The sequence below is a fragment of the Streptomyces sp. NPDC033845 genome (assembly GCF_055576225.1).
In genome coordinates this window covers 407,273-428,550 of record NZ_JBVIRI010000001.1, presented here as the reverse complement: position 1 = coordinate 428,550, position 21,278 = coordinate 407,273, and the positions used below count along the sequence as shown (strand labels likewise).

At 72.5% G+C, this 21,278-nt stretch carries 17 protein-coding genes; 8 read left to right on the top strand and 9 right to left on the bottom strand.

Annotated elements, in window-relative coordinates:
- Positions 1–4 precede the first annotated feature (4 nt).
- Positions 5–913, top strand: a complete 909-nt coding sequence (locus ACZ50K_RS01970; RefSeq protein WP_468896239.1) for a hypothetical protein — start codon at positions 5–7, stop codon at positions 911–913.
- The gene (locus ACZ50K_RS01965; RefSeq protein WP_468896236.1) at positions 910–1,143 is read left to right on the top strand and encodes a hypothetical protein; all 234 of its coding nucleotides are present in this window, start codon (positions 910–912) and stop codon (positions 1,141–1,143) included. Before ACZ50K_RS01970 ends, ACZ50K_RS01965 begins: the two co-directional genes overlap by 4 nt.
- Positions 1,144–1,172: 29 nt before the next feature.
- On the opposite strand, the gene ACZ50K_RS01960 is transcribed toward ACZ50K_RS01965, so the two are convergent.
- A complete protein-coding gene (locus ACZ50K_RS01960; RefSeq protein ID WP_468896233.1) occupies positions 1,173–1,829 on the bottom strand; it encodes a TetR/AcrR family transcriptional regulator in 657 nt (218 codons plus the stop codon).
- A gap of 86 nt (positions 1,830–1,915) precedes the next feature.
- On the opposite strand from ACZ50K_RS01960, the gene ACZ50K_RS01955 reads away from it, so the two are divergent.
- Positions 1,916–2,686, top strand: a complete 771-nt coding sequence (locus tag ACZ50K_RS01955; protein WP_468896230.1) for an SDR family NAD(P)-dependent oxidoreductase — start codon at positions 1,916–1,918, stop codon at positions 2,684–2,686.
- 25 nt (positions 2,687–2,711) lie between these two features.
- On the opposite strand, the gene ACZ50K_RS01950 is transcribed toward ACZ50K_RS01955, so the two are convergent.
- The 6 genes from ACZ50K_RS01950 to ACZ50K_RS01925 form a co-directional block, all read right to left on the bottom strand.
- The gene (locus ACZ50K_RS01950; RefSeq protein WP_468897167.1) at positions 2,712–3,230 is read right to left on the bottom strand and encodes a DUF4240 domain-containing protein; all 519 of its coding nucleotides are present in this window, start codon (positions 3,228–3,230) and stop codon (positions 2,712–2,714) included.
- 149 nt (positions 3,231–3,379) lie between these two features.
- Positions 3,380–6,064 (bottom strand): pyruvate dehydrogenase (acetyl-transferring), homodimeric type, encoded by a 2,685-nt coding sequence (gene aceE / locus ACZ50K_RS01945; protein ID WP_468896227.1) that lies wholly within the window; start codon positions 6,062–6,064, stop codon positions 3,380–3,382.
- Between the two features lie 214 nt (positions 6,065–6,278).
- The gene (locus tag ACZ50K_RS01940) at positions 6,279–6,902 is read right to left on the bottom strand and encodes a GntR family transcriptional regulator (protein WP_468897165.1); all 624 of its coding nucleotides are present in this window, start codon (positions 6,900–6,902) and stop codon (positions 6,279–6,281) included.
- Between the two features lie 191 nt (positions 6,903–7,093).
- Positions 7,094–8,857 carry a 2-oxoglutarate dehydrogenase, E2 component, dihydrolipoamide succinyltransferase gene (sucB, locus tag ACZ50K_RS01935; RefSeq protein ID WP_468896224.1) on the bottom strand — a complete coding sequence of 588 codons (1,764 nt, stop codon included), beginning with the start codon at positions 8,855–8,857 and terminating at the stop codon, positions 7,094–7,096.
- 58 nt (positions 8,858–8,915) lie between these two features.
- Positions 8,916–10,304 (bottom strand): dihydrolipoyl dehydrogenase, encoded by a 1,389-nt coding sequence (gene lpdA, locus ACZ50K_RS01930; RefSeq protein WP_468896221.1) that lies wholly within the window; start codon positions 10,302–10,304, stop codon positions 8,916–8,918.
- 266 nt (positions 10,305–10,570) lie between these two features.
- The gene (locus ACZ50K_RS01925) at positions 10,571–12,109 is read right to left on the bottom strand and encodes a leucyl aminopeptidase (RefSeq protein ID WP_468896218.1); all 1,539 of its coding nucleotides are present in this window, start codon (positions 12,107–12,109) and stop codon (positions 10,571–10,573) included.
- Between the two features lie 376 nt (positions 12,110–12,485).
- Between ACZ50K_RS01925 and ACZ50K_RS01920 the strand changes: the two genes are divergently transcribed.
- The 5 genes from ACZ50K_RS01920 (at position 12,486) to ACZ50K_RS01900 (ending at position 19,259) form a co-directional block, all read left to right on the top strand.
- Complete coding sequence (locus tag ACZ50K_RS01920; protein ID WP_468896215.1) at positions 12,486–14,504, top strand: hypothetical protein; 2,019 nt, start codon at positions 12,486–12,488, stop codon at positions 14,502–14,504.
- Between the two features lie 118 nt (positions 14,505–14,622).
- A complete protein-coding gene (gene pelF, locus ACZ50K_RS01915; RefSeq protein WP_468896212.1) occupies positions 14,623–16,137 on the top strand; it encodes a GT4 family glycosyltransferase PelF in 1,515 nt (504 codons plus the stop codon).
- Positions 16,134–17,738, top strand: a complete 1,605-nt coding sequence (locus ACZ50K_RS01910; protein WP_468896211.1) for a hypothetical protein — start codon at positions 16,134–16,136, stop codon at positions 17,736–17,738. The genes pelF and ACZ50K_RS01910 overlap by 4 nt, the downstream gene beginning before the upstream one ends.
- A gap of 46 nt (positions 17,739–17,784) precedes the next feature.
- Positions 17,785–18,441, top strand: coding sequence for a spherulation-specific family 4 protein (locus tag ACZ50K_RS01905; RefSeq protein WP_468896209.1), 657 nt, complete (start codon positions 17,785–17,787; stop codon positions 18,439–18,441).
- Positions 18,438–19,259, top strand: a complete 822-nt coding sequence (locus ACZ50K_RS01900; RefSeq protein WP_468896207.1) for an endo alpha-1,4 polygalactosaminidase — start codon at positions 18,438–18,440, stop codon at positions 19,257–19,259. The genes ACZ50K_RS01905 and ACZ50K_RS01900 overlap by 4 nt, the downstream gene beginning before the upstream one ends.
- Before the next feature lie 40 nt (positions 19,260–19,299).
- Here the strand turns inward: ACZ50K_RS01900 and ACZ50K_RS01895 are convergent, their stop codons facing one another.
- A complete protein-coding gene (locus tag ACZ50K_RS01895; protein ID WP_468897163.1) occupies positions 19,300–20,550 on the bottom strand; it encodes a sensor histidine kinase in 1,251 nt (416 codons plus the stop codon).
- A gap of 22 nt (positions 20,551–20,572) precedes the next feature.
- The gene (locus tag ACZ50K_RS01890; RefSeq protein WP_468896205.1) at positions 20,573–21,238 is read right to left on the bottom strand and encodes a hypothetical protein; all 666 of its coding nucleotides are present in this window, start codon (positions 21,236–21,238) and stop codon (positions 20,573–20,575) included.
- Positions 21,239–21,278 lie beyond the last annotated feature (40 nt).

Below are 21,278 nucleotides of genomic sequence, written 5' to 3'. Positions count from 1 at the left end.
TCGCATGCCCAGAAGCACGGTCCGAACCACCGCCCGCCTCCGGATGCGGTATCTGGGCGAGCCCAGGGAGGCCGCCGTGGCGGCCGTCCCTCGTGACGGGACGCTCGGCCTGGACACCTGCACTCCCGAGCAGCGCAGACTGCGGGCACTGATCGCCCTGGGGCTGTTCAACCGTCCCGGAGAACTGGAGCCCTACGATGGCGCAGCCGCATGGGGGCTGCACACCCTGGTCGCCTACGACGTCGTCGCCTCGCCGCAGTACGACCGCCTGGTCCTGATCACGGACGTACCGCACAACGTCGCCCCCTACCTGCTGCCCCGCGATCACGGCGGCACTTCGCTGCCCGGACTGCGCCTGGAGGAGTTCAGGGGGCGGCACACCTATGTGGCCCGACACCTGCCCACGGGAGCGCAACTCGTCGTCACCGGCAACCGCTCGGGAACCTGGGGCGGGGTGAGCCGCCCGACACCCCACTGGGACTTCCACCCGGCGAGCGAGCCGGTCACGGAGTCGGAGCGTGACCGGCTGCGGGCCGTGCCCGAGATGAGCGAGGACGCCGAGCGTCTTCTCGCGGGTCTCACGTCCCGCATCGCCGCGCAGGACATCGGTGGGCGGTGGGCCATCGGCAACTGGTTCTCCGACCCGCTGCTGCGCCCCGGCTGGCTCGACGGCGGTGGGAGGAACCGCTATGCCAAGCAGCTGCGGGGCCAAGGGAGCCGGTGGGTCCTCCGTTGGAACGGGTTCCCCTACGTCGAGGACGTCGCGGCATCCCTGACCGACCCCCGCGCAGGAGTCCCCGGGGCGCGCGCCCGGTACGGGGACGACCACGTCGAGATCCGGTTGGGTTCGACGACCCTGAGCCTGGCCGGGAAGGCGGCCTCCGCACCCCTGTCCGCCGAGGTCGCCCGATGAGCTGGGACAGGTTGAGCCTGATCGTCCTCGCGTCCTTCGGCTGCCTGATGCTCGTCCTGACGCAGGTCGGCGAGGTGCTGGCGAAACTGCCCGGGATCATCAGGGCCTGGCGGGCGGTGCGGGAGGAGCTGTCGAACGGAACGGTTCGAAACGGATCGTCCCCCTCTGCCGAAACGGAACGGCCCGCGGTGGAGGGGGAGGCGCCCGGCCGGACCGGGGCGGAGGGGTGAACCCGCCCGAGACGCGGGGGCTCACGGGCTCACGGGTTCAGGAGGGTCATGCCTCTGGTGAGTTCGTGGAGGGAGTGGACTGCCAGGGCGGCGGGGGAGCCCGGGCCGGTGGGTGGGGTGTCGGTGGTGGACCAGGTTTCCAGGGAGACGCGGATGGCGTCGGTGGCGGCGGCGGCGAGGAGGCGGATGGCGAGGGGGTCGGCGGCCGGGCCGGCCAGGCGGGCCAGGATCGGGACCAGTTCCTCCTCGGAGTCCTGGTTGACCCGGTACCAGACGGCCCGGAGGGTGGGGTCGCCGAGGGAGGCGCGGAGCAGGCTGCGGGTCCATTCCAGGCCCTCTTCGAGGGCCACCGGGCCGGTCAGGGAGCGGGTCACGGCCCGTTCCAGGGCTTCGGCCAGCGGGGTGCCCGGGACCTCCTCGGCCAGCAGGGCCCGCCATTCGTCGCCGCCGCCCGCCAGCAGCGGGGCCACCGCCTCCTGCTTGTTGCGGAAGTAGCGGTAGAAGGTGCGCAGGGCCACGCCGGCGCGGTGCGCGATGTCCTCGGCGGTGGTGCCGTCGGGGCCGTGCTCGGCGAACAGTTCGCAGGCCGCGCGGGCGATGTCGAGCTGGGTGGCGGCCTTGCGCCGTTCGGTCAGCGACCGGGCGCCCGGGCCGGGGAGGGGGGAGTACGGACGAGGGGATCTCACGGGGGAAGCGTACCTCTGGACGCTCCAGGCAATTGCATTCATTGTCGCTCTGGCAAAACGTGCCACCTGCTCGTACCCTCGCACCCATGAACCGTTACGAAGGACGACGCGTCCTCATCACCGGCGGCGGCTCCGGCATCGGCCGGGCCACCGTCCACCGCATCCTCGCCGAAGGCGGACTGGTCCACGCGGTCGACGTGGACAAGGCCGGCCTGGAGGCCACCGCCGCCCGGGCGGCCGCCGACGGGACCGGCACCCGGCTCGGCACCGCCGTGCTCGACATATCCGACGAGGCCGCGGTCGCCGCGGGCGTGGCCGCGGCCGTGGAGGCGCTCGGCGGGATCGACGTGCTCGTCAACGCGGCCGGGATCCTCCGCTCCGAGCACACCCACAAGACCACCCTGGACCTCTGGAACAAGGTCATCTCGGTCAACCTGACCGGCACCTTCCTGATGATCCGCGAAGCCCTCCCGGCGCTGCTGGCCGGGGACGCCCCCGCCGTCGTCAACTTCAGCTCCACCTCGGCCTCCTTCGCCCACCCCTACATGTCCGCGTACGCGGCGAGCAAGGGCGGGATCCAGTCGATGAGCCACGCGCTGGCCGCCGAGTACAGCAAGCAGGGGCTGCGGGTGGTCTGCGTGGCGCCCGGTTCCATCGAGAGCGGGATGACCACGGGGAACGGCCCCGGTCTGCCCGAGGACACGGACTGGTCGCTGTTCACCAAGCTGGCCCCGGCCCTCGGCCGGGGCTTCGCGGGCCCGGACACGGTCGCCGGTGTGGTCGCCATGCTCGGTTCCCAGGACGGCGCCTTCATCACCGGCACCGAGATCCGGATCGACGGCGGCACCCACGCCTGATCCGGCAGGATCCGAAAGAGACGGCCTAACCGCCGAAGCGCTCCCACAGCCGGGGGAAGCGCTCCGCCAGCACGGCTTCGTCCTCGAAGTCCAGCGGAGCGCCCTCCGGCTCGGCCGCCTGGGCCGGGATGCCCAGGTCGGGGGCCACCACCCCGGTGAGCTGTTCGTACGCCTCGTCCGCCGCGTACCCCAGCTCCTCGCCGTCCCCGTCGATCTCCTCGTCGAACTCGTCCAGCAGCTCCGCCAGCCGGTCCGGGTCGTGCACCGCGCCCTCGAAGACCTCCCGGCCCTGGCCGATCAGCCAGCAGCGGAAGTAGTCGAAGGCGTCGTCGCTGGCCCCGTCGAGCAGCACCCAGGCCGCTCCCCACAGGTCCCAGGTGTACGCCCGGTTGTAGCGGGCCTCGAAGTGCCGCGCGAAGTCCAGGACGGAGTCGGGGTCGAGCTGTGTCAGCCGCTCCACCAGCAGCTCGGCGTGCTCCTCGGGGTCGCCTTCGGCGGCCTCGCGGGTACGGTCCACGATCTCCCAGAACTCCGTCTCGTCCATCACGGCTCAAGCATCCTGGGTCCGCCCGCATGCCGCCACCGCTCATACGGCCAAAGGCCGGTGTCCGACCCCCGTCAGAGGGGTGGACACCGGCCTTCGTGCGGTACGGCGGTACGACGGTACGGCGGTACGGGACCTCGGCGCGCGGCCTACAGGCCGTAGCGCTCCCGGGCCTCCTTTATGGCCGAGGCCGGGACCTCGCCGCGGCGGGCCAGCTGGGCCAGGGCGGCGACCACGATGGACTGCGGGTCGACGCCGAAGTGGCGGCGGGCGCCCTCGCGGGTGTCGGAGAGGCCGAAGCCGTCCGTGCCCAGCGAGGTGTAGTCCTGCGGGACCCACTGGCTGATCTGGTCCGGGACCTGGCGCATCCAGTCGGAGACCGCGAGCACCGGGCCCGGGGCGCCTTCCAGCACCCGGGTGACGTACGGGGTGCGCTCCTCGCCGCGCAGCAGCGCCTCGTCGCACTCCAGGGCGTCCCGGCGCAGCTCGCCCCAGGAGGTGGCGGACCAGACGTCGGCGGCCACGTTCCAGTCGGCGGCGAGCAGCTTCTGTGCTTCCAGCACCCAGTGGATCGCGGTGCCGGAGGCCATCAGCTGGATCTTCGGGGACTCGGCGGCCGGGGCCGCCTCCGCCAGGTCGGCCGCCGTGTTGAAGCGGTACAGACCCTTGACGATGCCCTCTTCGACGCCTTCCGGCATGGCCGGCTGCGGCTTGGGCTCGTTGTAGACGGTGAGGTAGTAGAAGACGTCCTCAGGCTGCTCGCCGTACATGCGGCGCAGACCGTCCTTGACGATCACCGCGATCTCGTACGCGAAGGCCGGGTCGTAGTTGAGCGACGCCGGGTTCGTGGACGCGATCAGGTGCGAGTGGCCGTCCGCGTGCTGGAGGCCCTCACCGGTCAGGGTGGTGCGGCCGGCGGTGGCGCCGACGATGAAGCCCTTGCCGAGCTGGTCGGCGAGCTGCCACATCTGGTCGGCGGTGCGCTGCCAGCCGAACATGGAGTAGAAGATGTAGAACGGGATCATCGGCTCGCCGTGCGTCGCGTAGGACGTACAGGCGGCGATGAAGTCGGCCATGGCGCCGGCCTCGGTGATCCCCTCGTTGAGGATCTGGCCGTCCTTGGCCTCCTTGTAGTACATCAGCTGGTCGCGGTCGACCGGCTCGTACGTCTGGCCCAGCGGCGAGTAGATGCCGGCCGACGGGAAGAGGGACTCCATGCCGAAGGTGCGGGCCTCGTCGGGGACGATCGGGACCCAGCGCCTGCCGGTCTCCTTGTCCCGCATCAGGTCCTTGACCAGCCGGACGAAGGCCATGGTGGTGGCCATCTCCTGCTTGCCGGAGCCCTTGAGCAGCGGGGCGTAGGACTTGTCGGCGGGCTGCGGCAGGGCGACCTGGTGGACCTTGCGGGCCGGGGCCGGGCCGCCGAGGGCCGCGCGGCGCTCGTTCAGGTAGCAGACCTCGGGGCTGTCCGCGCCGGGGTGGCCGTACGGGACCTTGCCGTCGGCGAAGGCGCTGTCCGGGATCGGGAGGCCAAGGAGGTCGCGCATGTCCTTGAACTCGTCGACGGTCAGCTTCTTCATCTGGTGGTTCGCGTTCTTCGACTCGAACCCGGCACCCAGGGTGTAGCCCTTGACGGTCTGCGCCAGGATGACCGTCGGCGCGCCCTTGTGCTCCAGGGCGGCCTTGTACGCGGCGTAGACCTTGCGGGGCTCGTGGCCGCCGCGGGAGCGGTGGAAGCACTCGGCGATCTTCGCGTCGGAGAGGACTCCGGCCAGCTGCACGAGCTCGGCGTTGGCGCCGAAGAAGTGCTGGCGGATGTAGGCCACGTCGCGGGTCGCGTACGTCTGGAACTGCGCGTCCGGCACCTCGCGGAGGCGGCGGACCAGGGCGCCGGTGGTGTCGAGCTGGAACAGTTCGTCCCAGGCGGAGCCCCACAGCGACTTGATGACGTTCCAGCCGGCGCCGCGGAACTGGGCCTCCAGCTCCTGGACCACGCGGAAGTTGGCGCGGACCGGACCGTCGAGGCGCTGCAGGTTGCAGTTGATGACGAAGGTCAGGTTGTCGAGCCGCTCGCGGGAGGCCAGGGCCAGGGCGGCGGTCGACTCGGGCTCGTCCATCTCGCCGTCGCCCAGGAAGGCCCAGACGTGCGAGTTGGCGGTGTCCTTGATGCTGCGGTTCTGCAGGTAGCGGTTGAACCGCGCCTGGTAGATCGCGGAGAGCGGGCCGAGGCCCATGGAGACCGTGGGGAACTCCCACAGCCAGGGCAGCCGCCGCGGGTGCGGGTAGGAGGGGAGGCCGTTGCCGCCCGACTCCTGCCGGAAGTTGTCGAGCTGCTGCTCGGAGATGCGCCCGTCGAGGAAGGCGCGGGCGTAGATGCCGGGGGAGGCGTGGCCCTGGATGTAGAGCTGGTCGCCCGACCCGTCGGCTTCCTTGCCGCGGAAGAAGTGCTGGAAGCCGGTCTCGTAGAGCCAGGCCGCCGAGGCGAAGGTGGCGATGTGGCCGCCGACGCCGTACTTGGAGCCGCGGGTCACCATGGCGGCCGCGTTCCAGCGGTTCCAGGCGGTGATCCGGGCTTCCATCGCCTCGTCACCGGGGAACTCCGGTTCGGCGGCGGTGGGGATGGTGTTGACGTAGTCCGTCTCCAGCAGCTTGGGCAGCGCCAGGCCGGCGGCCTCGGCGTGCTGGAGCGTACGGCGGAGCAGGTACTCGGCGCGGCGCGTACCGGCGGCCTTGGCAACGGCATCCAGGGAGGCCGCCCATTCGGCGGTCTCCTCGGAGTCGCGATCCGGGAGCTGGTCGAGCTCGCTCGGAAGCTTTCCTACGGGGTCGGACATCGGTGTGCGCCGCCTTCCGGACTAAGGAGGGGGGTGAAGAAAGGAACCCTGACGGGCAGGACAGGGCCGATGGTCCCGGTTGGGGTCCGTCGATGACTGTAAGGCGCTGATCGATGATCGATCAAACAAAAGTGGTCATCAAATGACCGGAGTGAGAAAAGTCGGCACCGGGTGCCAGGAATTTAGGCACCCGGTGCCGGTCAAACCGGGACAATCAGGCCCTCGGGGCGCACCCCAGGACGTGCTGCTTCACCAGCAGACCGATCTCCGGATCCTGCCTCCGGAAGGCCTGGATCAGCGCCTCGTGCTCCTCGGCGTAGGACTTCTGCACCGTGCCCAGCCAGCGGATCGACAGGGCGGTGAACACCTCGATGCCCAGGCTCTCCCAGGTGTGCAGCAGCACGCTGTTCCCGGCCGCCCGCACCATCTCCCGGTGGAAGCCCACCGTGTGCCGCACCTGGCCGGTGCCGTCCCCGGCCCGGTCCGCCTCCCACAGGGCCGCCACATGGGGCTCCAGGGCCCGCGGGTCGGCGGCCAGCCGGGGGGCCGCCAGCTCCGCCGCGATCTGCTCCAGACCCGCCCGCACCGGGTAGATCTCCTCCAGGTCGGCCGCCGAGAGGTTCCGCACCCGGACGCCCTTGTTGGGCGCCGACTCGATCAGCCGCAGCGTCTCCAGCTCGCGCAGCGCCTCCCGCACGGGCGTCTGGCTCACCTCCAGCTCCACCGCGATCCGCCGCTCCACGATCCGCTCACCGGGCTTCCAGCGCCCGCTGACGATGCCCTCCACGATGTGCTCGCGAATCTGCTCGCGCAGTGACTGCACCACGGGCGGCGTGATCATCGGGTGTTCATCTCCTGTGGGGTCGCGCGGGGCCTGGCGCCCTGTCTGTGGACCGGGCCCGAGGCCTGGCCTGAGGACGTGCCTGACGACTGACGAGGGTACTGATGCGTAGACAATACGGCGCCCCCGCCCGGAAGGTGTCCGGGCGGGGGCGCCGTGGTGCCGCGGGCGCTGTGCCGCGAGCGGTGCTACAGGCCGAGCTCGACCTCGAACTCGCCGGCTTCCAGGATCGCCTTGACGGCGCTCAGGTAGCGGGCGGCGTCCGCGCCGTCCACCAGGCGGTGGTCGTAGGACAGCGTCAGGTACGTCATGTCGCGGATACCGATGTTGGTGCCCTCGGCGGTCTCGATGACCACCGGACGCTTGACGGTGGCGCCGATGCCCAGGATGGCGACCTGGTTCGGCGGCACGATGACGGTGTCGAACAGCGCACCGCGCGAACCGGTGTTGCTGATGGTGAAGGTCGCACCGGACAGCTCGTCCGGGGTGATCTTGTTGCCGCGGACCTTGCCGGCCAGCTCGGCCGTGGCCTTGGAGATGCCCGCCAGGTTGAGGTCGCCCGCACCCTTGATGACCGGGGTCATCAGGCCCTTCTCGGAGTCCACGGCGATGCCGATGTTCTCCGAGTCGAAGTAGGTGATGGTGCCCTCGTCCTCGTTGATCCGGGCGTTGACGACCGCGTGGGCCTTCAGCGCCTGGGCCGCGGCCTTGACGAAGAACGGCATCGGGGACAGCTTGACGCCCTCGCGGGCGAGGAAGCCGGCCTTGGCCTTCTCGCGCAGCTTCATGATCTTGGTGATGTCCACCTCGACCACGGAGCTGAGCTGCGCCTGCGAATGCAGGGCCTTCATCATGTTGTCGCCGATGACCTTGCGCATGCGGGTCATCTTGACCGTCTGACCGCGGAGCTCCGAGACAGCTGCCACCGCGGCCTTGGCGGCCGGAGCGGACGCGGCCTGAGCCGGAGCCGGAGCGGCGGCGGCCTTGGCGGCCTCGGCGGCGGCCAGGACGTCCTGCTTGCGGATGCGTCCGCCGACACCGGTGCCGGAGACGGTGTTGAGGTTGACGCCGGACTCCGAGGCGAGCTTGCGCACCAGCGGGGTCACGTACGCGGCCTCGTCGCCGGCGGCCGGGGCCGGAGCCGGAGCCGGGGCGGCCACGGGGGCCGGGGCGGCGGCCGGAGCCGGAGCGGCAGCCGGAGCCGGAGCGGCCGGAGCCGGGGCCGGGGCGGCCGGAGCCGGGGCGGCCGGAGCGGCGACGGGAGCCGGGGCGGCCGGGGCCGGAGCCGGGGCGGCGGGGGCGGCAGGCGCGGCGGGGGCCGCACCGGCGACACCGATCACGGCCAGACGCGCGCCGACCTCGGCGCTCTCGTCCTCGTTGACCAGGATCTCCAGCAGGGTGCCGGCGACCGGGGCGGGGATCTCGGTGTCGACCTTGTCGGTGGACACCTCCAGCAGCGGCTCGTCGGCCTCGACGGTCTCGCCGACCGACTTCAGCCAGCGGGTGACGGTGCCCTCGGTGACGGACTCGCCCAGGGCGGGGAGCACGACATCGGTGCCGGAGGCGGCCGGGGCGGCCTCGGCGGCGGGGGCGGCCGGCGCCTCGGCGGCCGGGGCGGGGGCGGCGGGGGCCTCCGCGACCGGAGCCGGAGCGGCCGGGGCCTCGGCGGCGGCCGGCTCGGCGGCCGGAGCCTCGGCCGGGGCCGGGGCGCCGGAGCCGTCGTCGATGACGGCCAGCTCGGCGCCGACCTCGACGGTCTCGTCCTCGGCGACCTTGATGGAGGCCAGGATGCCGGCGACCGGCGAGGGGATCTCGGTGTCGACCTTGTCGGTCGACACTTCGAGAAGCGGCTCGTCGGCCTCGACGCGCTCGCCCTCGGCCTTCAGCCAACGGGTGACAGTGCCCTCTGTGACGCTCTCACCGAGCGCCGGAAGGGTTACGGAAACCGACATGGTTTCAGTTGCTCCTTACGAATGTGCGGAAGTGGTCGTCGCGCCCGTGACTGAACGGTTAGTCGTGGGAGTGCAGCGGCTTGCCGGCCAGGGCCAGGTGGGCCTCGCCGAGCGCCTCGTTCTGGGTCGGGTGCGCGTGGATGAGCTGCGCGACCTCGGCCGGCAGGGCTTCCCAGTTGTAGATCAGCTGGGCTTCGCCGACCTGCTCGCCCATCCGGTCACCGACCATGTGGACGCCGACCACGGCACCGTCCTTGACCTGGACGAGCTTGATCTCGCCCGCGGTCTTCAGGATCTTGCTCTTGCCGTTGCCCGCCAGGTTGTACTTGAGGGCCACGACCTTGTCCGCGCCGTAGATCTCCTTGGCCTTGGCCTCGGTGATGCCGACGGAGGCGACCTCGGGGTGGCAGTACGTCACCCGCGGCACGCCGTCGTAGTCGATCGGGACGGTCTTGAGACCGGCCAGGCGCTCCGCGACGAGGATGCCCTCGGCGAAGCCGACGTGCGCCAGCTGCAGGGTCGGGACCAGGTCGCCGACGGCCGAGATCGTGGGCACGTTGGTCTGCATGTACTCGTCGACCAGGACGTAGCCGCGGTCCATGGCGACGCCCTGCTCCTCGTACCCCAGGCCCTGGGAGACCGGGCCGCGGCCGATGGCGACGAGCAGCACCTCGGCCTCGAAGGCCTTGCCGTCGGCCAGGGTCACGCGCACACCGTTCTCGGTGTACTCGGCCTTGTCGAAGAAGGTGCCCAGGTTGAACTTGATGCCGCGCTTGCGGAACGCGCGCTCCAGGATCTTCGAGCTGTTCTCGTCCTCGACCGGCACGAGGTGCTTGAGGCCCTCGATGACGGTGACGTCGGTGCCGAAGGACTTCCACGCCGAGGCGAACTCGACGCCGATGACGCCGCCGCCCAGGATGATCGCGGACTCGGGCACCCGGTCCAGGACCAGCGCGTGGTCCGAGGAGATGATGCGGTTGCCGTCGATGTTCAGGCCCGGCAGGGACTTCGGCACGGAGCCGGTCGCCAGCAGGATGTGGCGGCCCTGGACACGCTGGCCGTTCACGTCGACGGAAGTCGGGGAGGAGAGCCGGCCCTCGCCCTCGATGTAGGTCACCTTGCGGGAGGCGACCAGGCCCTGCAGGCCCTTGTACAGGCCCGAGATGACCTCGTCCTTGTACTTGTGGACCCCCGCGATGTCAACGCCCTCGAAGGTGGCCTTGATGCCGAACTGGGAGGCCTCGCGGGCCTGGTCCGCGATCTCGCCCGCGTGCAGCAGAGCCTTCGTGGGGATGCAGCCGTTGTGCAGGCAGGTGCCGCCGAGCTTGTTCTTCTCGATCAGGGCAACGTCCAGACCCAGCTGGGAAGCGCGCAGCGCCGCGGCGTAACCGCCACTGCCACCGCCGAGGATCACTAGGTCGAAAACGGTGCTGGCGTCGTTCGCCACGTCACGTCCTCCATGCATGTACGCCGGGCACCGGTCCTCTGTGACCGGGCGGCGGCTGGTCATCGGCCGCTTGATTCTTCGGCCCTGTGGTGGGGGCCCTGTCCTGCCGAGAACCCATCTTCGCATTTGTCGGCGGTGCGCGGGACGGCGGGCCCGTTACCTTGGGGTAGGAATCGACCGGATCAAGAGTGTTTCGTTACGGGCGAACGCACCCCCGGCCTCGCCGGGGGTGCGCAGCGTCACACGGAGCCCCTCGGGGCCCCGGGTCAGCCCAGGTCGCCGGTGGCGGTCCGCTCGGCCAGCCGGACCAGGGTGCGGACGGCGGAGCCGGTGCCGCCCTTGGGGGTGTAGCCGTACGGGGCGCCCTCGTGGAAGGCCGGTCCGGCGATGTCCAGGTGGGCCCAGGTGATGCCCTCGCCGACGAACTCCTGGAGGAAGAGGCCGGCCACCAGGCCGCCACCCATCCGGACGCCCATGTTGGCGATGTCGGCGGTGGGCGAGTCCATGGACTTGCGCAGGTCCTGCGGGAGCGGCATCGGCCAGGAGGCCTCGCCGACCTCCTCCGCGATCTCGTGGATCGAGGTGCGGAAGGCGTCGTCGTTGGCCATGATCCCGAAGGTGCGGTCGCCCAGGGCGAGCACCATGGCGCCGGTCAGGGTGGCGACGTCGACGATGGCGTCCGGGTTCTCCTCGGAGGCGCGGGTCAGCGCGTCGCCCAGGACGAGGCGGCCCTCGGCGTCGGTGTTCAGCACCTCGACGGTCTTGCCGCTGTACATGCGCAGCACGTCGCCGGGGCGGGTGGCCGAGCCGGAGGGCATGTTCTCGGCGAGCGCCAGCCAGCCGGTGACGTTGACCGGCAGGCCCAGCTTGGCCACCGCGACCACGGCGGCGAACACGGCGGCGGCGCCGGACATGTCGCACTTCATGGTCTCGTTGTGGCCGGCCGGCTTGAGCGAGATGCCGCCCGAGTCGTAGGTGATGCCCTTGCCGACGAAGGCCAGGGTCTTGGTCGCCTTGGCGTGGGTGTAGGCGATCTTCACCAGCCGGGGCGGGTTCGCGGAGCCCTGGCCGACGCCCATGATGCCGCCGTAGCCGCCCTTGAGGAGGGCCTTCTCGTCCAGCACCTGGACCTTGACGCCGAGTTCCTTGGCGGTGGTCTGGGCGACCGCGGCGAAGGCCTCGGGGGTGAGGTCGTTCGGCGGGGTGTTGATCAGGTCGCGGGCGATGTTCACCTCGGTCGCGACGACCTTGGCGCGCTCCACGGCGGCCTTGTGGTCCTTGTCGCGGGGCTTGGCGCCGAGCAGGGCCACCTCGGCCAGCGGGCCCTTGGGGCCGCCCGCCTTGGCGTCCTTGCGGACCTTGTCCGCGCCGCCCTGGTAGGCGGTGAAGGCGTACGCGCCGAGCAGCGCGCCCTCGGCCACGGCGGTGACGGCGGAGGCGTCCTCCAGCGGCAGCGCGAACCCGGCCTTCTTGGCACCGCTCAGGGTGCGGGCGGCGGCACCGGCCGCGCGGCGCAGCGTCTCCTCGTCGTAGGACTCGTCCTTCTCCGGGACGGCGCCCAGTCCGACCGCCAGCACGACCGGGACCTTCAGGCCGTCCGGGGCGGGCAGCTTGGTCACCTCGGCTTCGCCGCCCGAGGCACCGAGGGCTTCGAGCACGGTGGCGAGCTTTCCGTCGAACGCCTTGTCCACGGCCTCGGCGCCGGCCGCGACGACGAGGCCCTTGGGGCCCTTCGCCACGCCGACCACGAGGGCGTCGGCGCGCAGCGTCGCCGCGCCGGCAGTGCTGAGAGTCAGAGCAGTCACGGTGGTGAGGTCTCGCTTCCGTATGTGTGTGTGGGGCGCACGGCCCATGCCGGGTTCGCCGGTCTTCCGCGGCGATCGTATTCCGGCCCGGCCGCCGCCGGAAATGAGCGTACGCGCAGCTGGTCTTCCGTACGCCACTCGAAGGTTTGTCAAGTTGTTCGATCAGTAGGCCATGAGGTTCACCCATCTGTGGCTACTGTTCAACGTTTGCCTTTTGGATCGGGCGGGGTCCGAGAGACTCGGCTCACTCTCGCAAGGGGACGCGGGGTCCCTTTGCATGATTTCCACAGAGCCTCCCCGGCCCGGCACCACCGCCAAGGGCCGTCGTCGAGGGATGCCTGCGGGGGGAAAGGCCGACATGGTCAAGAAGAACCGGATGAACAGAATCGCCGCAGCATGGGCCGCGGCAGCTCTGATGTCCGTCGCGGTACCCGCTTCGCTCGCCACGCCCGCCACCGCGGCCGTGGTCCCGCGCATCGACCTGAAGGTGCTCGTCGTCGACGACGGCGGCAGCTCCATCGAGGCGATCACCACCGAACTCCGCGACACCGGAGTCCCGTTCACCCGCATCGACCTGGGCAGCGGCAGCCGCCCGGTGATCGACGCGGCCTTCCTCGGCGACACCGTGGACGGACGGCCGCGGGCGAAGTACCAGGGGGTGGTACTGCCCAACGAGAACCCGTTCGGCGAGGGCTCCGCCGAAATGGCCGCGCTGGCCGCCTACGAAACGGCGTACGGCATCCGCCAGGTCGACGCCTACACCTGGTCCCACCCGGGAGTCGGCCTCGAATACACCGACAACGGCGGCTACGCGGGCCAGCTCGACGGCACCGAGGCCACCGTCACCGCGGCCGGCAAGGCGGGCCCCTTCGGCTATCTCGCCGGGGCCGTCGAGTTCGAGGACAACTCCCCGCTGGTCCCGGAGAGCTACGGGTTCATGGGCAAGCCGCGCCCCGGCTACACCAGCTACCTCGACGCCCCGGTCGGCACCGGCCGGGCCTCGCTGCTCGGCGAGTACACCCACGACGGGCGCAGCGAACTGGTCGTCACCTTCGGCTACAACCAGTACCAGCGGCAGTACCGGCTGCTGGCCCGCGGCATCGTGGACTGGCTCACCCAGGGCGTCCACCTCGGCCAGAGCCGGAACTACTTCGCCGTGCACGTGGACGACGTCTTCGCGCCCGACGCCCGCTGGAACTCCGAACTCAACTGCACGCCGGGCGACTACGCCTGCGCCGGCGGCGAGGGCAAGGAGAGCACCATCCGGATGACCACCGGCGACGCCCAGTACGCCGCCCAGTGGCAGCAGGCCAAGGGCTTCAAGCTGGACATGGTCTTCAACGCCGGCGCGGGGGAGGAGTGGAAGGCCGAGAACGGCGGCAGCGACCCGATGACCGACCGGCTGGTCGCCGACCGGGCCCGGTACCGCTGGATCAACCACACCTTCACCCACCCGTTCCTCGGCTGCGTCCAGAACACCGCGGTGGTCCCCTGGACCTGTGTGAAGAACTCCCAGGGCGCCGTCCAGTACATGAGCCGCGCCGAGATCTCCGCGCAGATCCGCGACAACAACAACTGGGCCGCCTCGAAGGGGATCTCCCTGGACCGGACGGAACTGGTCACCGGTGAGCACTCGGGCCTGCGGACCCTGCCCCAGCAGCCCGTGGACAACCCCAACCTGGCCGGGGCGCTCGCCGACAACGGGGTCCGCTGGATCGCCAGCGACAACTCCCGGGAACCCGCCCAGCGGCCGGTCGGCAACGCGCTGACCGTGCCCCGCCACCCGATGAACGTCTACTACAACACCGGCACCAACGCCGAGATGGCCGACGAGTACAACTGGATCTACACCTCCCGCGCCGACGGCGGCAGCGGGATCTGCGAGGACAACCCCGGCACCTCCACCTGCCTGCCCGCCCCGCTGGACACGGCCACCGGCTTCCTCGACCACATCGTCCCCCAGGAAGCCCGCATCGCCCTGCGGCACGTCCTCGCCAACGACCCCCGCCCGCACTACGTCCACCAGTCCAACCTCGCCGAGGACCGCACCCTCTACCCGGTGCTCAACCAGGTCCTCGACACCTACCGCGCGCTGTTCACGGCCGGCACCCCGATCGTGAACCAGAGCCAGAAGGACTCCGGCGTGGAGTTCCAGCGCCGCGCCGACTGGGACAAGGCCCTCGCCGAGGGCAAGGTCACCGCCTACCGGATCGGCACCGCGGTCACCGTCAAGGCCCCCACCGGGGTGCTCGCCCCGATCACCGCCCCCGAGGGCACCCGCAAGCAGCTCCTGCTGGGCACCGCCGTCTTCGGCACCGCCTACGCCGGGACCCGCTCCAACTGGACCGGACCCGAGCTGCTCCAGTCGGCCGTCACCCTCAAGCTCCCGAGCTGACCCGACGGCCCCACCGCCCCGAAGCAGCACAGCACCACAGCAGGTCGCACCACCCGAGCCGGCGCTCCGCACGACCCACGGGCGCCGGCCCCTTTTCCGTCCTGGGGGGACACACCACATGAGTCATGGGCGCCATGTCACCATGCTCACCGAAGGCACCTACCCACATGTCCACGGCGGCGTCAGCACCTGGTGCGACCAGCTCGTCCGGGGCATGCCCGAGGTCGACTTCAACGTCATAGCCCTGACCGGCAGCGGCCGGGAACCCGTCACCTGGGAGCTGCCCCGCAACGTCTACCGGCACACCTCCGTACCGCTCTGGGGCCCGCCGCCCCGGCGCAGCCGCCGCACCGCCCTCCGCGGCCGCGCCCACCGCCGGTTCACCGAGGTCTGGGAGCAGTTCCTGCTCTCCCTCCTCGACCCCGCCCACGGCGGATTCGGCAGCGCCCTGCGCGAACTCGCCGAGCTCGCCCGGTCCGGCCGGCTCGCCCCGGCCCTGCGCTCCGAGACCGTACTGCGCACCCTGACCCACGTCTGGACCCGCCCCGGGCTGTCCACCGCCCCGGCCGCGCCCACCATCCACGACGCGCTCACCGCCACCGACCTGCTGGAGCACGCGCTGCGCCCGCTCGGCGTCCGGATCCCGCCGGACAGCGTCGCGCACGCGGTCAGCAGCGGGCTGGCCACCCTGCCGGCGCTGGCCGCCGGCTATCTCGACGGGGTGCCGTTCCTGCTCACCGAGCACGGCATCTACCTCCGCGAGCGCTACCTCGGCTACCGCACCGCCGAACAGCGCTGGCCGGTCAAGGCGCTGATGCTCGGCTTCTACCGGGAGCTCAACTCCGAGGGCTACCGGCAGGCCGACCTGATCACCCCCTGCAACCAGTACAACCGCCGGTGGGAGGAGCGCGGCGGCGCCCCCGCCGACCGCATCCGCACCGTCTACAACGGGGTCGACCCGCACCGGTTCCCGGAGGCCGGACCCGAACCGGAGGTCCCCACCCTCAGCTGGTGCGGCCGGATCGACCCGATCAAGGACCTGGAAACCCTGTTCCGCGCCTACGCGTTCCTGCGCGAGGAGATCCCGGAACTGCGGCTGCGGCTGTTCGGACCCGTCCCGGCGGGCTGCGAGGACTACCGGCTCCGGCTGGGAGAGCTCGCCGTCGAACTGGGCGTGGCCGATGGCATCGCCTACGAGGGCCGGATCGAGGACGTGGCCGCCGCCTACGCGGCCGGCAGCGTGGTGATGCTCTCCAGCATCAGCGAGGGCTTCCCCTTCAGCATCATCGAGGCCATGTCCTGCGGCCGGACCACCGTCTCCACCGATGTGGGCGGGGTCCGGGAGGCGGTCGGCGACACCGGGCTGGTGGTCCCGCCGCGCGAACCCGAACTGATGGCCCGCGCCACCCTGGCCCTGCTGCGCGACGACGCCCGGCGGGCCGAGCTGGGCCGGCTGTCCCGGCAGCGGGTGGTGGAGAAGTTCACCCTGGACCAGTCGGTGGACGGCTTCCGCCACATCTACCGGGAACTCGCCGGCCAGCCGGTGCTGCCCGTCCACCCCGGCGACGACTGGACCCGGCGGCTCGTCGACCCCTGGTACCGCGAACTGGCCGCCGACGGGAGCATGTGGTGAGCGGATCCCTCTGGCTGAAGCCCCCCGGCCCCGAGGGCCGCCCGGGGCCCGGCCGCCCGGACGGCGGCGCCCTGCCCGCCATCCCGAGGCCCCGCCGCTCCGGCCCCCAGGTCCCGCACGGCCCCCAGGCCCCGGACGCCGTGACCGGCCCGCCCGGCGCCGACCCCATGGACGAGCTGGCCGAACGCATCGACACCCTGGTGGCCGCCGCCGTCCACCCGGACGAGGTCGCCGCCCTCCTGGAGTCCGACGGGATGACGGACGAGCACATCCGGCTCGGCTACGGCCGCCACGACTCCTTCGGGCTGGCCGAGGACCTCTACGCCAAGGTGCCGCGCAGCTTCCCCGAACCGGCCACCGCCACCGACCCCTGGAAGGTCTCGCTCACCGCCTGCCTGCTCCGCGGGGTCATCTTCGCCCTCCCGGGCCTGGCCTACCTGCTCGGCGGGCCCCTGCTGGAAGGCCCGCCGGACCGGCTCGGACTGCCCGCCGGGACCCTGACCCTGCTGGCCGGTGCCCTGATCGGCTGGGTGTGGGACCAGACCCTCTCGCACCGGGCCTACTCCTGGCTCGGCCTGGGCGACCGGGCGGCGGCCGGCCGCACCCTGCTGGCCGGTGCCCCGGCCGGTGCCCTGCTCGGCGCCGGGGCGGCCTGCACGGTGCCCGGCGGGCCCCCGTTCAGCTACGCCTTCGCGGCCGGACAGGCCCTGTACGTGGGGGCCGCGACCGTCCTGCTGGTCCTCGGCCGGGAGCGGCTGCTGTTCTTCGCCCTGGGCCCGATGGCGGCCGGCGCCCTGGCCTGCCTGGTGCTGGACCCGCCGGTCCCGCTGCGGGTCGGACTGCTCCTGGTGTCCCTGGCCGCCGCCTGCGCCCTGGCCGTCGGGGAACTCCCGGTGGCCGACGGACTGCGGTCGGCCGGCCGCCGGATCCGCGGGCTGTGCTCGCGCGGCTCGGGGGAGGGGCCGGTGCGCTGGCGGGTGCTGCGCGGCGGCGAGGACGAGTCCGGCCCGCGCGGGCCCCGGCTCACCGACTCGGTGCCCTTCGGGGTGTTCGGCCTCGGCACCGGACTGCTGGTGCTGTACGCGGCGCTCGGCGAGGTGATGGCGGGCGGCCCGGCCGAGGCGGTCGCGGCCCCCTCCGCGGTGGCCCTCACCCTGAGCATGGGCCCCGCCGAATGGTTGCTGCACCGGTTCCGCAGCGGCAGTCTCGCCGGGCTGCGGGCCGCCCGCTCCTCCGGCGCGTTCCGCCTCGCCATGGGCGCCACCCTGGTGCGCTGTCTGCTGGGCTATCTGGTGGTGCTGCTGGCCCTGGGGGCCGCCGGCACCCTGCTGTGGCCGGGAGCGCCCGCGCTGAACGGGGTCCGGGTGGCCAGTCTGCTGCTGCTGGGCACCGTGATGTGGACGGGGCTGCTGCTCCAGTCCTTCGGGGCCATCCGGATCGCCGCGGCGGTCTGCGCGGCGGCCGCCGCCGCGCAGTCCCTGGCGCTGCTGTCCGGGACGGGCCAGCCGCGGCTGGTCCAGGTGGTGGTCGCGGGCACCGCCGGCCTCGTGCTGGCCGTCCTGGCCGCCACCCTCCTCAGCCGGGCCACCGCCCACCGCTGACCCCCGCGCGGCGGCACCGATCGACCGCCCCGACCCGAAGGACGTCATGCTGCTGGTCCCGCTCTACGAGCACCCCGACCACCACCCCACCGCCTGGGACGCCCTGGTCCGGGCGGCCGACCGCCTGCACTCGGTGGTCCTCAACCCGGACAACGGCCCCGGCAAGGGCCCCGACCAGCGGTTCGCCGAGGTGGCCGGGCGGCTGACGGACGCCGGGGTCCCCGTCCTCGGCTACGTGGACACCGACTACGGGCGCCGCCCGCACGCCGCGGTGGTCCAGGACCTGCTCCGGCACCGTGACTGGTACGGGGTGGACGGGGCCTTCCTCGACCAGGCCGCCGCCGAGGTCGAACTGCTGCCGCACTACCGGCGGCTGGCGGTGGCCGCCCGGGCCGCCGGGGCGCGCACCCTGGTCCTCAACCACGGGGTGCACCCGCACCCCGGGTTCGCCGAACTCGCCGATCTGCTGGTCACCTTCGAGGGCCCCTGGGACGCCTACCAGGACGCCGAGGTCCCGCAGTGGACCGCCGGGCATCCCGCCCAGCGGTTCTGCCACCTGGTCTACGCGGTGCCGCCGGGCGGTGCCCCGGACACCGCGGCCGCGCTGGCCGCCGAGCGGCACGCCGGGGTGCACTGCGCCGTCCCGGGCAGCGGCGCCCACCCGTGGGGGACCCTCCCGTACACCCTGGAGGCCACCGGATGAGCGGGCCCGGCCGGGCCCGCCGGGCCCTGCCGGCCGTGCTGCTGGCGCTGCTGCTGCCGGCCGCCGGCTGCACCGCCGCCGAGGAGGCGGCCCCCGGTCCGGCCCCGGCCCCGGTCGGCCCGCGCTGGCGGCCGGCCCCCGGCACCGGCTGGCAGTGGCAGCTCAGCGGCCGGCTCGACACCTCCGTGGACGCGCCGGTCTACGACGTGGACGGGTTCGACACCGGCGCCGGGCAGGTCGCCGCGCTGAAGGAGAAGGGCCGCCGGGTCATCTGCTACCTCTCCACCGGCGCCTGGGAGGACTTCCGCCCGGACGCCGGGAAGTTCCCGGCCGTACTGCTCGGCGAGGGCAACGGCTGGGAGGGCGAGCGCTGGCTGGACATCCGCCGCACCGACCTATTGGAGCCGCTGATGGCCGAACGGATCGGGATGTGCCGCGAGAAGGGCTTCGACGCGGTGGAGCCGGACAACATGGACGGCTACCGCAACCGCACCGGCTTCCCGCTGACCGCCGCCGACCAGCTCCGCTACAACCGGCTGATCGCCCGGCTGGCCCATGACCGGGGGCTCGCCGTCGGGTTGAAGAACGACCTGGACCAGATCCCGGAGCTGGTCGGCGACTTCGACTTCGCGGTCAACGAGCAGTGCGCCCAGTACCGGGAGTGCGAGAAGCTCACCCCGTTCGTCGCGGCGGGCAAGGCGGTGTTCCACGTGGAGTACGAGCTGCCGGCCGCCCGGTTCTGCGAGACCTCCCGGCGGCTGCGGCTGAGCTCGCTGGAGAAGAAGTACGAGCTGGGGGCCTGGCGCAGGACCTGCTGAGGACCCGCGGGGCGCGGGTCCCCAAGGGCGCGGGGCCCGTTCAGAGGGGCAGCACCACGTGCACCCGGTAGCCGCCGCCGTACCGGGGGCCCGCGTAGCAGGAGCCGCCGAGGGCGCCCGCGCGTTCCCGCATGCCCAGCAGCCCGTGGGTGCCGCCGGGCCGGACGGCCGGGTCGGCGGCCGACCCCGCGGCCGGGTCGGCCGGCTGTCCGCTGCCGCCGTCGTCGAGCACGGTGACCTCCACCGAGCCGCCCACCCGGACCACGCTGACCTCGGCCCTGGCCCCGGGCCCGGCGTGCTTGCGGACATTGGTCAGGGCCTCCTGGATCACCCGGTAGGCGGCCAGGTCCACGGCGGCCGACAGGGGTGCCTCGGCTCCCGTGGGCCGGTCCACGGCCAGCGCCACCGGCAGTCCGGCGTTGCGGAAGGTGCCGACCAGTTCGTCGAGCACGCCCAGCCCGGGGGCCGGTTCGGTCGGTGCCTGCGGGTCCCCGGACTGGCGGAGCAGCCCGACGGTGGCGCGCAGCTCGTTCAGCGCGGAGCGGCTGGCCTCCCGTACGTGTGCGAGGGCCTCCTTGGCCTGGTCCGGCCGCTTGTCCATGACGTGCGCGGCCACTCCGGCCTGCACGTTGACCAGGGCGATGTGGTGGGCGACCACGTCGTGCAGGTCGCGGGCGATCCGCAGCCGCTCCTCGGCGACCCGCCGGCGGGCCTCCTCCTCGCGGGTCCGCTCGGCCCGCTCGGCGCGTTCCCGGATGGCGTCCACGAAGGCCCGCCGGCTGCGGACGGCGTCCCCGGCCGCCGCGGCCATCCCGGTCCAGGCGAAGATCCCCAGGTTCTCCTGGGCGTACCAGGGCAGCGGCCCGGACAGCATGGCCACCGCGGTCGTGCCGGTCATGGTGAGCAGGCCGACCCGCCAGGTGGTGGGGCGGTCGGTCCGGGCCGCCACCGTGAAGAGGGCGACCACCGTGCAGATGACCACGGGCGCCCGCGGGTCCCCGGTGGCGAGTTCGGTCAGGGACAGCGCGCTGGTGACGGCGAGCACCGCCCGGGGCGCCCGCCGCCGCCAGACCAGCGAGGCGGAGCCGAGCACCATCAGGACGAGGGACAGGGACTGCGGGGTGCGGGTGCCGAAGGTGGGCCCGTGCGGGCCGTGCGGGTCGGCGAAGGATCCGACGACCATGCTGAGCAGCACCCCGAAGGCCAGTACGGCGTCGGTGGCGAGGGGATGCGTCCGCGACCAGTCGAGCGTGGAGCGGACCGCTCCGCCGCCCGTTCCCGGCCGGGGCAGGAGGGGTGTCGTCGTCACCCGCCTACGGTACGGCCTGCCCGCGCGGACCGGACCGGCCCGGACCAGGCCCCCGCCGCCGGGCCCGGGCGTCCCGGAGCGAGAGGACCCCGATCAGCACCAGGACGGCGGCGATGGCCGCGAGGTGCTCCTTGCCGGCCAGGTTGTCCTTCACCAGCACCTCGCCGATCATCACCAGGACCACCAGCCCGGCGGTCAGACAGGCGCGGTAGCGCCAGCAGACGTACACGGCGAGCCCGACCACCGCCGCCGAGGGGCCGGTGTCGTTGACCAGCAGGTCGGAGGCGGGCAGCCCGAGCGGGTGGTCGGGGCCCAGGGCCAGCCCGATCCGGGCGTAGCCGGTGCCGGCCAGGGTGGCCAGATAGCCGACCAGCAGGGTCCGCCACCAGCCCACGCAGATCTCGGCGATCCCGAAGACCAGCAGCATCTGGGCCAGCGCCCCCCACACCGGCAGGTCCAGGGCGGGCACGAACAGGGACAGCGGGGTGCGCAGCAGGGCCGGCCAGAGCGGGTCGGAGGCCTTCACGGAGCCGAGGTCCTGGACGAACCGGAATCCCCAGGACTGGTTCTGGACGATCTGGAAGACGGCGGTGAGGGCCACCGCGGCCAGGGTCATCGGGACCGCCCGCCACTTCCGGCGGACCAGGGCCCCGCGGACGGTCCGGTACATCGGCCCCCACTCCCGGAGGGCGGCCCGCCGGAGCGGGCCG